Annotated in this window: 9 protein-coding genes; 2 read left to right on the top strand and 7 right to left on the bottom strand. The window is 39.2% G+C overall.

Annotated elements, in window-relative coordinates; all coding sequences use genetic code 11:
* Positions 1–38: 38 nt before the first annotated feature.
* The 4 genes from CEF16_RS07440 to CEF16_RS07455 form a co-directional block, all read right to left on the bottom strand.
* Positions 39–1,247: a Ger(x)C family spore germination protein gene (locus tag CEF16_RS07440; RefSeq protein ID WP_091582156.1), complete on the bottom strand. Its 1,209-nt coding sequence runs from the start codon at positions 1,245–1,247 to the stop codon at positions 39–41.
* Complete coding sequence (locus CEF16_RS07445; protein WP_091582153.1) at positions 1,237–2,883, bottom strand: spore germination protein; 1,647 nt, start codon at positions 2,881–2,883, stop codon at positions 1,237–1,239. Before CEF16_RS07445 ends, CEF16_RS07440 begins: the two co-directional genes overlap by 11 nt.
* A 213-nt stretch (positions 2,884–3,096) precedes the next feature.
* The gene (locus tag CEF16_RS07450) at positions 3,097–4,218 is read right to left on the bottom strand and encodes a GerAB/ArcD/ProY family transporter (RefSeq protein ID WP_091582151.1); all 1,122 of its coding nucleotides are present in this window, start codon (positions 4,216–4,218) and stop codon (positions 3,097–3,099) included.
* 951 nt (positions 4,219–5,169) lie between these two features.
* Positions 5,170–5,640: a 2-thiouracil desulfurase family protein gene (locus CEF16_RS07455; protein ID WP_091582148.1), complete on the bottom strand. Its 471-nt coding sequence runs from the start codon at positions 5,638–5,640 to the stop codon at positions 5,170–5,172.
* 156 nt (positions 5,641–5,796) lie between these two features.
* On the opposite strand from CEF16_RS07455, the gene CEF16_RS24805 reads away from it, so the two are divergent.
* Positions 5,797–5,928 carry a hypothetical protein gene (locus CEF16_RS24805; protein ID WP_281259157.1) on the top strand — a complete coding sequence of 44 codons (132 nt, stop codon included), beginning with the start codon at positions 5,797–5,799 and terminating at the stop codon, positions 5,926–5,928.
* 525 nt (positions 5,929–6,453) lie between these two features.
* On the opposite strand, the gene CEF16_RS07460 is transcribed toward CEF16_RS24805, so the two are convergent.
* The 3 genes from CEF16_RS07460 to aldA form a co-directional block, all read right to left on the bottom strand.
* Positions 6,454–7,638 carry an ROK family transcriptional regulator gene (locus CEF16_RS07460; protein ID WP_091582145.1) on the bottom strand — a complete coding sequence of 395 codons (1,185 nt, stop codon included), beginning with the start codon at positions 7,636–7,638 and terminating at the stop codon, positions 6,454–6,456.
* A gap of 168 nt (positions 7,639–7,806) precedes the next feature.
* Positions 7,807–9,516 (bottom strand): SulP family inorganic anion transporter, encoded by a 1,710-nt coding sequence (locus CEF16_RS07465; RefSeq protein ID WP_245917791.1) that lies wholly within the window; start codon positions 9,514–9,516, stop codon positions 7,807–7,809.
* A gap of 1,537 nt (positions 9,517–11,053) precedes the next feature.
* Positions 11,054–12,508 (bottom strand): aldehyde dehydrogenase, encoded by a 1,455-nt coding sequence (aldA, locus tag CEF16_RS07470; RefSeq protein ID WP_091582143.1) that lies wholly within the window; start codon positions 12,506–12,508, stop codon positions 11,054–11,056.
* A 196-nt stretch (positions 12,509–12,704) separates the two neighbouring features.
* Here aldA and rhaM point away from each other — a divergent pair, with 196 nt between their 5' ends.
* Complete coding sequence (gene rhaM / locus CEF16_RS07475; protein WP_091582140.1) at positions 12,705–13,019, top strand: L-rhamnose mutarotase; 315 nt, start codon at positions 12,705–12,707, stop codon at positions 13,017–13,019.
* Positions 13,020–13,203 lie beyond the last annotated feature (184 nt).

Consider the following 13,203-nt stretch of genomic DNA (forward strand, 5'->3'; position numbering starts at 1 on the left):
TCCTCCCTTTCGTTACTTGCTATGACTAGACTTTTCCCTTATTTTATATATGGTTTTGTCCGCAAGCCTGACCGTCGAATAAACGCTTGTACGTTTACGTTGACTTCTGTTTCAGGAAAAATTTCATCATCCCATTCTTTCTTTATCTTTTTCCATAATTTTGGGTCCTCCCGGTTGACAGTTTCCCCAAAACGAAAAATATCGGTTTTTTGTTCTTTGGCGGCTTCCACAGCCATCATGATTTCCTCTTTTATTTCCATCACCATCTGTTTTTCAAGTTTTTCAATGGATTCATGTTTATCGAGATCGATTGGACAATGGACTTCCGAGATGGCGCCTTCTGATCGAACTGTGACCTGAATAACGGGTTTTTTGTTTTTAATTTCCGCTTTAATATCCGTTTTAGAGCGTGTCATGTCAACGGCAATCCCCTTTTCTTTCTTTTCACAATCAAGATTCAAAATGGTTTTGGTTATCTCATTATTAATCCATGTAGCCCCACGGGCAGCATCGTCATCCAACCATTTTTTGAGTGTACCCTTTTTAAAAATGGCAAGTCCTTTTATTTCTACGATTGTTTTAGGAGATATTTGTTGAACGTTTGTTAACTTATTCCCTTCTCTCGGATCACCATTAATCTCAACCCCCGTTAAATTTGCCCCTTCTTCTCCTAATTGTTGGATGACTTGATCGGCACGGGTACTTGCGTACTCTCCCCAGATCTTTTGAGAGGATTCTAATCCGCCAAGAATTTTGGCAGAGGGTAATTTCTCTAATGCTGTCGTGATTTGGAGTAGATTCTTTGCAGTATTATCTCTTACAATTAAAATAGGAAAAAGCCTACGAAATTGGGCGTCACGATCAATCCAATCAAACAAATCTTGAATCCCTTCTTTTCTCGCTAGCTCCTCGCCAATTACCATTATTTGTACATGAGGAAAAAAAAGTTCCTGAGGTACCTTTGGCGCAATTTTTCGGAGTGCCTCCGCAACGGTGCTTCCTGTAGCTGAATGGGTCGTAACAGGAGACAATTCTGATTGTCCTCCTTGCCCTTGTCCACTGGCTATTTGTCCTTCATCTATAATTTGGACGGTGACGAGATATCTGTTTTCCACATCATCGTCGCCTTCATCAATGCCGATAGCGCTTACGATGTTAAGATCTTGTAATTCGTTACGATCCCAACAGCCTGACAGCAATGCAGTAGATAAAAGTACAAAAAGAATAATCAATGGTCTATGTTTCATTGGAATCCCTCTTTGATTCGTTGTCTTTTATTTGACTTTCTCTCGGTGACGGCCCTAGATTTTGGGTAGTACCTGTCCTCGTTATTTTCGTTTGGTTAATTAATCGAGGACGTGTTGACAAAAACGGCTTTGGGAAACGAGTGAGCGTATCTTTCAAATCAGCAAAAATGATTGGGGCAAATGGAGCTAAATACGGAATACCAAAAGAGCGCACGCTACAAGTGTGTGCGACTAACACAATGACTCCTAGTCCCACTCCGTAAAGCCCAAAAGAAGCTGCTAACATCATCATCGGAAATCGAAGTAAACGTACTGCATACACCATAGTGTGATGGGGGATGGTCAAACTGGCAATTGCCGTACCTGCCACCACAATGACCATGGAACTTGAAACAATTCCAGCCGCAACAGCTGCTTCTCCCAATACAAGTGCACCAACGATTGAAACAGCCTGCCCGATCGGACGCGGCATCCGAACACCAGCTTCCCGCAAAACCTCAAATGTAACTTCCATTAATAGGGCCTCTATAAATACCGGAAATGGAATTTGTTGTCGCTGTGCTGTCAGGCTAACTAATAAAGGTGTTGGAATCAATTCCGCATGATATGCAATAAACGCAATAAAAAGGGACGGTCCTAGTAGGGTGATTAAGAATGAAATAATTCTTAGAAGTCTCAAAAAACTGGTCATTTGCCACCGCAAATAATAATCTTCAGCCGTTTGAAAAAACTGAATCCATGTTGCTGGTAAAATTAACGGAATCGGTGTCCCATTAACAAAAATTACTATTCGTCCTTCCATTAAATTTCCTGCCACAACATCTGGACGTTCCGTTAAAAATATGGTTGGCCAAGGTGTCCATGTGTCGTCATTAATCCATTCTTCAATTGTATTGGAACTAGCAATTTCATCTGCTTCAATTTTACTCAGTCGTTCTTTGACTTCGGTAAGAAGCTTATCATTAACAATCCCTTTTACGTACATAATGGCTACATCTGTTTGTGTGATTTTCCCAAGCTTCATGGTTTCAACCCATAAATTAGGGCTTTTAATTCTACGGCGAACCATGGCTGTATTGGTAATAAGTGACTCAACAAAGCTTTCTTTAGGCCCTCGGACAGAAGGTTCTGACGTTGGTTCTGTAATGGATCTTAACTCCCCGCCTTCTGCCGAACAGCTAATGGCATGATCCCAGCCATCAATGAAAAGAATAGATTGTCCAGATATGAGGGAAAGCAACATCTTATTCCAGTCCGTTATGTCCTCAACTTTCTCAACTGTTAAGATATTCTCTTTAACGTATGTAAATAATTTGCTCGGTGATTGGGGATCAACACTTGCAGTATCGTTAACATTCCCCATTAGTCTTTCTATAATAGAATTGCTATTGATCGAAGTATCTGATAACCCATTTATATAAATAAGTGCAACTTTATGCAGGGAAGGTTTTCCCATTTTAAATTCACGAATATTTAAATCATCGCTGTTCCCTAAAGCTTCCTTAATATTTTTAAGGTTTTCATCTAAATAGTGACTGATTTCCAGTTTGTTTGGGTTTATTTCTGTTTCCTCATACTGTAGTGTCTGCTTTCTTTTTTTCTGTATTTTTGTTAACCGATTCCATGCACTGTTCATTTTTCTTAAAACACTCCAAGTTTATAGTGACACCGAAAGAAGTGTTCGATGTCTTTCCTTGTTATTTATCAATGCCTTTTTTCCAGTTGTTTAATACATTTAATTGATGTTAAATGGTCATGGATGATTTGTTCTCTTATCCATTGTTTCACCTTAAACATTCGAAAATCGAAGGCCATTTGAAATAATCCAGTCAGTCGATAGAAGTAGTCATTATGTTACATTTGATTTCGATCTACCTTTCTTTTTGAAACCATTACGAATCATAGTAACAATCAACATTAACAATGGAATAATTATAAGAAAAGGAAGTTGAATGGGATATTGTATAGTTACTAGACCTTCTTCAATATGTTCCGCAAAATCTGAGGCAATTATCATGGATAAAAAGAGGAAAATAACCCCAATTGGTAACACAATTTGTTGATGATTTTTCAACTTAAACAAATCGACTATTCCGATTACTGCACTATAAAGATAGATGGATGTTTTGAAAAACATTGTAATCAGAAAGGTAAAGACAACAATAGCATCCAGTCGTTGGATAAACTCAAAAAGGTTGACCTTTCCGATGGTTGATAACAAAGGAAAAGTAGATCTCTCCACTTCTTCGACACTAAGAACGGCGATATTTAAACTGATTGTATAACTTAAGGTAAGACCGCTTAAAATGACGGAAGACAACCACACTTTTTTCACTAATTCGGGTCGATTTAAATAAGGAAGCAGCATGGTAAAGACAAGCATATCTCCGAAAGGGAAAACAGTAAGTAACGGAAATGCTGTCGTTAAGATTGGCTTCCACCCATTTTCCAGAAACGGCTGCAAATTATGGATATCGACACCACCTGAAACCAATACTAAAAAATTCCCTGTCAACCCAAACAAGATTAAAATAACAATAAATACTTCTGCTGTTCTACCCAATACTTCAATCCCTAGATAAAGTACATAACAAATGGCAAGAACAAACAAGATATTAATCGCCAATAACGGTGTCTTTGGCATTGTCGAAGTAAGTAGCAAATCACCGAAGTCACGCACATTCCGGGAACCATTGTACAAAAAGTAGGCGGTGTATAACAAGCCGACGATCCATCCCAGGTATTTGCCAAATATTTTTCTAGCATATCCAGTTAACGGCAGGTTAGGATATTGACGAAATAAAAAGTAATAAATGAAAAATAATACTATTCCCCCACACATCCCTAAAAGGATCGCGAGCCAGGCATCTTTTTTGGCCGTTACTCCATAACTTACGACCAATGAACTTCCAAGATCGAACATAAACATCAGGGTAAATAGTTGAATGGCACTAATTTTTGCTTTCTCCACCGTATAGGAGCTCTCCCTTCTTTACTTACTATGTGGCTTGATCTACATGTTTGTTCAGCAGATGAACACTTGTACAGTACATCTAACCTAGTTATTCATTCTCCCCTACTTTCTTATTTTGAATACTTTTTAAGTTATTGATGCTTCTTCAACATACGGTCCTATTTTTGAAGATGAATTAAAAATGAACAGTTTGATTTAGAACGGCCCTTCTTTTAATATCCTTTCGGATAGGCGCGATTGTTGAACAGGAAGTAAAGGAGTGTAACATATTTGTCATGTAAAATATGTTACACTCCTTATTTTTTATGGCTTTTTTTGATTTAGGTCTTGATAAAAAGATTTGTCAGAGTGGTTTCTTTTACATATATTTGATCAGTTTTCAGCTATTTAAGCATATTTCTTACCACTTCACACACACAATCTTTAGAACTGCAGCATTCTTTCACTTGCCGGTCTCACTAACTGCTAGTGATCAAATGAAATTTTTGCAGAGCACAAAAAAAGACCGGCAAAGCAGCACTTACGACCGATCTATATATTAATGTTTCTACATTAAGATACACATTTTTTATGCTGCCTTTGTTTTCGGCTGTTTTTTAGCGTACTATAAACGCCCTGCTCTCCTGCTTTTCCTTTCCTAATATGTTCAACGCCTCCATACTTCCTCCGTGACTTCTGCTAGAGAATGAATTATTTTTATCACGTCTGCCAATTCTTCAAGTGATTCGTAAACGTTATCTGTCTGCAGATACTCCGCTGTCTCTTCCTGCAGCTTCTTCTTTAATTCTCTTGTCCTGCAAGGTTGTTACGTTTCAGCGCTTGTCAACGTTCTCAATGATACGTGAAATACGATCGTTTTTTCTCTCCTTATTGCCGACTTTTGCAGCGAAAATACATATGTAGGCGGTAGTCTGCAATTTCCTGCAGGCATCCTTTCAAAGTGGGGGCTCAACCCTTCTTTCCAATATAAGTTTCAGCAAATTCTTCTTCTGACATGACTTGAAAGCCATTTCTTTTCAACAAAGCAGCGGTTACTCCATTTCCAGTGGCTTTTTTTCCCTTAAACTCACCATTATATATGAACGAACTGCCGCAGGATGGACTGTTCTCCTTTAACACTACTGCTGCTACATCGATTTTGACAGCTTCTTCTAATGCAGTATAAGCCCCTTTCATGTAGAGGTCCGTTACAATCCTTCCTGATTTTTCAACCACTTCAGCTTTTCCATCTAATACATCTTCCCCGTCCCCCCCAATGATTTCAGCAGGTTCTCTTGGGGTAGAAAATCCTCCAAGCAATTCAGGGCAGACAGTTACAGCTTTATTCTCTTCGACTAATTGATTGAGCTTAGTGTGTAAACAATGGCTGCCGTCGTACCTTACTTCTAACCCGGCTAAACAAGAACTTACTAATATCACAATCACACCTCCTTCATTTAACTTACCATTATTTCTTTTTGTATTAAATATTTCCTTTAAGTAAACAAATAAGAATGTGTAAACATTCCCCACTTAAGTTAGGCCTAAATTGCGATGTAGAATACTATTATGCCATTAAATAAAGGAGTAATTATTTTGCATCAGGCATCTCCACAAGCAATGAAATTTTCTGAATTAATTAGTGAAATCGATAATGGGGAAGTAGATTCTTCAATTTCAAAGAGAATTGTCTGGTCCAAAGAAAAAGTCAGCTCAACTGTTAGATAGTATATTGAAAGGATTTCCAATAGGGCTTTTACCATTTTGGGAAACTGTGATTGAGGATATGCTTAGGAAAGAAGAAAACGCATCTTTCGCATAACAGTTTATGAAACAAATGAAAACTCTTTAAAAACGAAGCACACCACTCGAGGAAGAAGTACAACAATTTAATACAGGCAATTCTACTGCTGTTATTGCATAAAATTCATAATACAGTATCTAGCAGCGTAAATCGAAAACCTTTTTCTAAACACATGTTAACTGACATAAGAAAAAGCTAATAGTGATCAAAACGGGGCTGATCTTCCGCTGATATCAACGAAAGTCTCAGCCCCTTTATTCTGAACGTATATAGTCGGGTTTACTATAACTGGCTTTTCTTTTGTAAGCCACTACTCACGAATCATTATGTTTAGACTTAGCTTTCGGACTCACGTGTTTAAATGATCTTTGTGTGATCATTTATTAACATGTGGAGTGTACTTTTTCATTATGTAATACCTCCAAAGTAGTTTAAGAATTCATAAGTAGTTATTTAAAATGTGATTGAAAGGCTAACACACAAGCTCCGATTGAAACCGCATTTGCGGTGGGTTGAGCCACGTGAAAATGCAGATGCTGCTTATTTAGTTGAAAAATGAACGTTTCTGCCGTTTTAACAACTTTTTCATAGAATGCCGGATATATTCTTATGAGATCACTATTCAAAACGACTACTTCCGGGTGTAAGACATTCACCATATTGGCAATCCCCACTCCGAAATAATACGCAGACTGCAAAACGACGTTTTCAATCAAAGGATCTCCTTTCATTAATGCGTGTAGTAAATGATCCATTTTTTCATTTTTTTTATGATATTTTTCGGGGTAAAAGTGTATTGTCTTTTCTCCAGCATTTATCTTTTTTTCTGCTTCTTCTAAAATAGAATTATATGAAATATACGAAGACAATGTCCTGTTCGATTTCGTATCTATTATCATTTCTCCAAAAGAGCTGGCGTCCCCTTTTCGGCTCTGCATGATAGTACCATTCGTCAATACCCCACAGCGAAGGCCCCAGCCGCTAATGCAATAAAGGATCGTCTTGTTAAACTCCGGATTGTTTATAGACTCATACAACGCTGCCGTATTGGCTCCGTTTTCAAGAAACACATCTGTTTGAAACGCTTGTTTGATCTCGTGGACAATCGGCACTTCATTCCAGCCTGGTGCCACAAATGCTTCAGGGTACATGATGCCTTTTTGCCGATCTAATGGTCCTACCGTTCCTAAACCTATGCCTAATATATCTTTTTTTTCCATTTCATTATCTTTTAAAAGAGCAGCTATTTCTTTCTTGAGTACAGATATGGTGTATGCAGGGGTATGATCTTCTGTCATTTGAAATGTATAATTTGCGACAGGGGCAAATGACATATCTACAATAGTAATAGCCGTCTCTACTCGTGACAAATCAATTCCGATAATAAAAGCAGCTTTCGGATCGATCGCATACAGTGCAGGAGGCCTCCCGCCTGAAGATTCTTCGTAGTGTTCAATGCGAATCAAACCGTATTGTATTAACGCATCTAAATGTCTGACAACGGTCGTCTGTTTCATGTTTGTCCGCTTTAAGAGCTCTGCCTTGGTAATGAGTCCATGCTGGTGAATACAACAGTAAACTTCTTTCATTCCATTAAATTTAGATGAACGCTGACGTAAAAATTCTTCTACCACGAGTTTTTCTCCTTAACCTGTTTTATTTTTGTTCGAAAAACTTGGCTTACCTCCAAGTCGAAATGGCGGAAGTCGCAGTTTTACTTATACTTTGATCCTTTAGCCTATTCCTGAAGTACAAGAAAGACCTGCACCCTGATACCGGGTTCATACCACGTTTATATTAAATCATATCATATAATCTACCGACTGTTGTCTCCCTTTCAAAAACTGTTCAAGGGACAGATAGCTGATAACTGCCGGATAGCGCCGGTCCCATCCGGCACGCTGTAATAAATCACGGACGGGCCCTTTTAGCTGCACGAACCATATTTGAATATCCTTATGCGTTTTATATTTTTGGATGAGCCTCTCCAATGCATCAATTCCCATGGTGTCAATATCATTGACCCCGCCCATATCAATCACTACGTCAATCGGTTCGTCTGTGTTATTCCCTGCGTCGTATATCTTCGATTCAATAACCTCTTCGACATAGCTTACATTAGAAAAATGTATTCTGGCGTCGATCCGAAGCAGAATCGCCTGCGGTATTCGTTTTGCCTTAGAAAAGCGCTGTAAGTCCCGGTAACTTCTGCTTTTATTATCCCAGCCAAGTTCTACAATATGAGGGTAGGATATGCGGTTTATTAATATACATAATGATACCCCTACTCCGATTAACAGCCCCCATTGAATCCCAATCAACAGCGTAGCCGCAAATGTGACGATCCAGACCCCTCCATCTGACGGTTTTACCCGAAAAGCATAGCGTAAAGAAGGAATATTAATAAGACCAACGACAGCAGACAGAATGATCGCCGCGAGCGCTGCCTTAGGCAAATAGTAGAACAGCGGTGTTAAAAACAATAAGGTTAGTGTTACTCCGACCGCCGTTACGATCATCGATACTTGAGATACTGCTCCAGCCCGATGGTTCACCGCACTTCGCGAAAAACTACCAGTGACCGCATAAGCCGAAAACAGAGAGCCAGCCATATTGGAAAGGCCTATTGCCCGCAGTTCTTTATTGACGTTTAACGGAGGGCTGTCTTTTCCAGCGAGCGTTTTCGTAATTGCGAGCGACTCCATCATGGCAATTAACGCAATGGTTAACGCAGTTGGCAGTAATACCTGCATCGAAGAAAGATCCAAGGAAGGAAGAGATAAACCAGGAAACCCTTTTGGCACATCACCAACTATGCTGACGCCGACTCTATCCAAACGAAAAAATAAAACAATGAAAATATTAAAAACAACGACAAGTAAAGGGAGCGGCAACCGCTTCGCTCTTTTTCGCAGCCCCATCAATACGACCAAGCTGCTGACCCCAATAACCGTCGTCGGTACGTGAATAGTAGAGATGTTTTGAAATAGGGACATTAACAGAGGAACGAGCTGGTTTTGACTTGGCATATCTATGCCGAAAAAATTACCCAATTGACTTAACCCAATCGTAATCGCAACCGCTGAAGTGAATCCGTTAATTACATTTTGAGAAATAAATTTGATCAATGCCCCTGCGTTAATGGCCCCTAACACAAATTGCATCACCCCGACCATCAGCGTTAATAAAAGGACGAGTGTAATGTACTCTGAGCTCTGCGGCTCGGCATAAAGCGAGACACCAGAAAAAATTAAAATCGATGCCATCGCCACAGGACCGACAGCTAACTGACGGGAGGAACCAAAAAGTGCATAGATAATAAGCGGAATTGTTGACGCATACAGCCCCATCACCGGCGGCAGACCGGCCAGCAGCGCATAGGCCATTCCCTGTGGCACCAGCATGATAAATACGGTTAGTCCAGACACAATATCCTGTTTTAATGAGTTACGGCTATAGTCTCCCGGAAGGTTTAATAAAGCTGATGATCTTTGACGCATTCCAACTGTCATCTCCTCTGCCCCTGCTAATAAGTACATTTTATTTTAATCCATTTTGGATAAAAGTGCTTTACTCTTACTATAAATAATTTTTCAAATAAATACAAGGGCCATAGCAACCATACTATGTAAAAATGAAATGACCGCAAACAAAGGTAAATGCTGTATTCTTGCCTGCGATCTTTCCATCTTACAAATGCGGCAATGCGATAATGACGTTTGATCCAGCAAAAATAAAGTTAATAGATAGCTTCCACAAGACTGTGCGTAAGTTAAAAATGAAGGATGGTAATTCCATCCATTATTCCTAATATTAAAGTGGTGTTCACTCTTTGCTGCACCTGCGTGGAACATGCAAAAGTAAAAGCGCTGCATTCATTCCCTTACATAAGAGTAACACGCCAACCTGCTTAAAAATAAACAAAGTGCTCATCCATTATGCTATGTGATGAGCACTTGTTCCATTTTTGTTATCTGCAGCAGTGCCATAGTTTACGAGGATGGCTGCTTTTCTTGTGTTCAACCGTAAATAGCCTTATCAAAGTGATAGGTTCATTTCCTGTTACAGGAATGCTCATTTTGTTAACATTGTATGTATTCTTCCTTTCTTTTCTTCATAGGAACAAATACCACACCTCCATTCCCCTTCAAAATCTTCAAAATTATCAAAGGAAAAGTACCAGTAACCATAAAGAAATAGTCAAACGTCTTACGTTGTGTTTTGTAATAGACAAGAGCTTTCACTATCGAAACATATATCGTCAAAATGCCGTATATGTTCAGATTATTCCATAATAATGTGCTACTAAAAAAAGCCCTATGTATCAAGGGCTTGAGTATTTGAGTTATGGTGTCCCGTACTGGGCTCGAACCACTGACCTCCACCTTGGTCGGAACACTCACTTCATCTAGATGGAGTGAGTGCGAAAAGCCTATTGTAATGCCAATACTACTAATTAATTCTAATTCATTTAAATTATTTAATTTTCTAGTTAAAGAGAGTTATTGTTACATCATGCCGCCCATTCCCTGAGTAGAATAAACACTTAAATATGAGAGTGAAAAACGTTTTATAGTAGGTATTATAACCGAATTATTTTAAATTCAGGCTAAATAAGATATCAATATTTATGAACAATATCCAGTCATAAGCCAGTCACCAAAAGCCCCTGTGATTTTTTTCGTAGAACCCAGCCTAATAACTTCAATGGTATGACCATCCAAGGAAAGGCATACAATTAATAAGACTAGATGAGGATTAAAGGAGAAACTCCTGCTTTTTCCCCAGCAAGGGTTACCTTTAGTCGGAGTTTCTTCACCATACTTATTAACCACCTCCACCCTCGTTGGCCTTTAAAACAGTCAATTTTCGAAACGGTGTTTTTTCCATTCTCGTAAGCTGTTAGCACTTTTTGTTTGAACGTAAACTATAGGATTTTTTTGACGTAGAAAAACCCCCTTTAGATAAAACAAATATTATATTTATATCTGTCTACCTAAAAGGGGAGCTTATCATTTCTCTGACAGGCTAATATATAAAGTTCATTTATTAATATTGGATATAGACGGCATGAGTTTGCAAAAATTCTTCCAGTCCATGTTTCCCATCGGCTCCGCCAATACCTGATTTCTTCCAACCCGCATGGAACCCTTGGATCGCTTCAAAGCTTTCACGGTTGACATAGGTCTCACCGAATTCCAATTCGTTGCTAGCTCTCATTATATGGTTGATGTCCTGTGTAAAAATGGCTGAAGTTAAACCATATTGACAATCATTCGCAAGCTCGATAGCTTCGTCTAGCGTTGAGAAAGAAGAAATAGGTAAAACAGGTCCGAATATTTCTTCTCGCATGATTTCCATACTGTTATCGACGTTGACTAATACCGTCGGTTCATAGTAATAACCTTTTGTATCGTCGCCACGCTTTCCGCCTGTAAGGACTTTGGCTCCCCCTTCAACAGCACGGCCTACCATGTCTTCCACATTCTTCAACCCGTCTTCGCTGGAAAGTGGTCCCATATCCACACTTTTATTTTCTAACGGATTACCAAAAGTCACTTCAGACATCGCTTTCGTAATTTTTGTGATGAACTCATCCGCTATGCCTTCATGGACGTAAACACGTTCTGTACAGTTACATACTTGTCCAGTATTAATCACACGGGAGTCTACGACCGATTTAACTGCTAAATCAATATTTGCATCGTCCATGACAATTGATGGTGCTTTTCCGCCCAATTCCAACGAGACATTCGTGATATTTTGAGATGCTTTTTCCATAACTTTCATTCCGGCACCTGTACTTCCAGTAAGACTGATCATGCTGATTTTAGGGTTTTTGGAGAGTTCTTCGCCCACTACGCTGCCTGCTCCTGTGACGATATTGATAACCCCTTTCGGCAAACCTACTTCGTCAAGGATCTTCGCAAATTCCAAGGCATTATTAGGAGAAATACTGCTCGGTTTAAGTACGATCGTATTTCCGGTTAATAGTGCCGGAGCTGCTTTTCTTGCTATGAGGAAGAACGGAAAGTTCCACGGTAAAATCCCTGCCACTACTCCGATCGGCTGTTTGTAAATTAAGATGTTTTCGTTTTCCCGGTCACTCGGAACGATTTCCCCTTCATACTTACGTGCCCATCCGGCAATGTATTCAAAATAATCGGCCGTCACACTCACTTCTACCTTCGCCAGATCAAATGTTTTCCCCATCTCTTCTGAAATGACAGTAGCTAACTCGTCTACATTGCTGCGAATCTCATGACAAATCGCAAATAGATATTTCGCCCTCTCCGAGGATGACTTTTTTCTCCATTCTTTTTGCGCTTTTTCCGAAGACTCAATGGCCTTTTGCGCATCTTCCAGGGTTGCTTTTGGTACGGTAGAAATGACGCTCTCGGTTGCAGGGTTCGTAACTTCAATCGTTTCCTGATTACTCGAATCAACTAGTTCGCCATCAATATACATTTGATATTCCTTTGTTAACGCATTCACTTCTTTCATGTTCTCATCCACCCTTTATATGAATTGAAATTTCTTTTATTATCATAAAATTACAAAAGTAATAAGTCAACAAAAACAAAGAAATAACTTTTATTTTCTTTTGTTTTTGTTGACTTATAGGGTATGTGACTTTAATATGGAGGTAACTCTCAAAGAGTCTATGAGGCAATGGGACTAAAATAAATGAGGTGAAAATATGTTCAGAAAAGCATTTATAATGAAAGTTTATCCCGACCAACAACAAGAATATGAAAAGAGACATAAAGAAATCTGGCCAGAGATGGTAGAGGAACTTCGTAAGCACGGCGTGAAAAGTTATTCTATTTTTCTCAACCCAAAGACGAGCGAACTGTATGGGTACATTGAGATTGAGGATGGGCAACTTTGGAGTGAAATGGCGGAGACAGAAATTAATCAAAAGTGGTGGGAGTATATGAGTCCCGTGATGGAAACGCATCCGGATCACCGCCCAGTGTCATTTGATTTACAAGAAGTGTTTCACCTGGAGTGAAAGCAAAAGGAGTGTATGACAGGTACTAGAAGTTCGAGCGTTCTCTACTAACCAGCGATCTTCAGATCTCGAAAGAATAATGGAGTCTACCTATCAATTGCAACAAAAAAGCAAAAAATGACCTTTTTTTACTTTTGTTTTTGTTGATTTGGAGGGTTGTTTAAGGTTATCATGGAGATAGATA

Source organism: Alteribacillus bidgolensis (assembly GCF_002886255.1).
Classification (GTDB): domain Bacteria; phylum Bacillota; class Bacilli; order Bacillales; family Marinococcaceae; genus Alteribacillus; species Alteribacillus bidgolensis.

What these genes read in the sequence shown, in the direction of transcription:
- CEF16_RS07440 (WP_091582156.1), bottom strand. Translation starts at nt 1,247, where the DNA reads ATGAAACATAGACCATTGATTATTCTTTTTGTACTTTTATCTACTGCA.
- CEF16_RS07445 (WP_091582153.1), bottom strand. Translation starts at nt 2,883, where the DNA reads ATGAACAGTGCATGGAATCGGTTAACAAAAATACAGAAAAAAAGAAAG.
- CEF16_RS07465 (WP_245917791.1), bottom strand. Translation starts at nt 9,516, where the DNA reads ATGACAGTTGGAATGCGTCAAAGATCATCAGCTTTATTAAACCTTCCG.
- aldA (WP_091582143.1), bottom strand. Translation starts at nt 12,508, where the DNA reads ATGAAAGAAGTGAATGCGTTAACAAAGGAATATCAAATGTATATTGAT.
- rhaM (WP_091582140.1), top strand. Translation starts at nt 12,705, where the DNA reads ATGTTCAGAAAAGCATTTATAATGAAAGTTTATCCCGACCAACAACAA.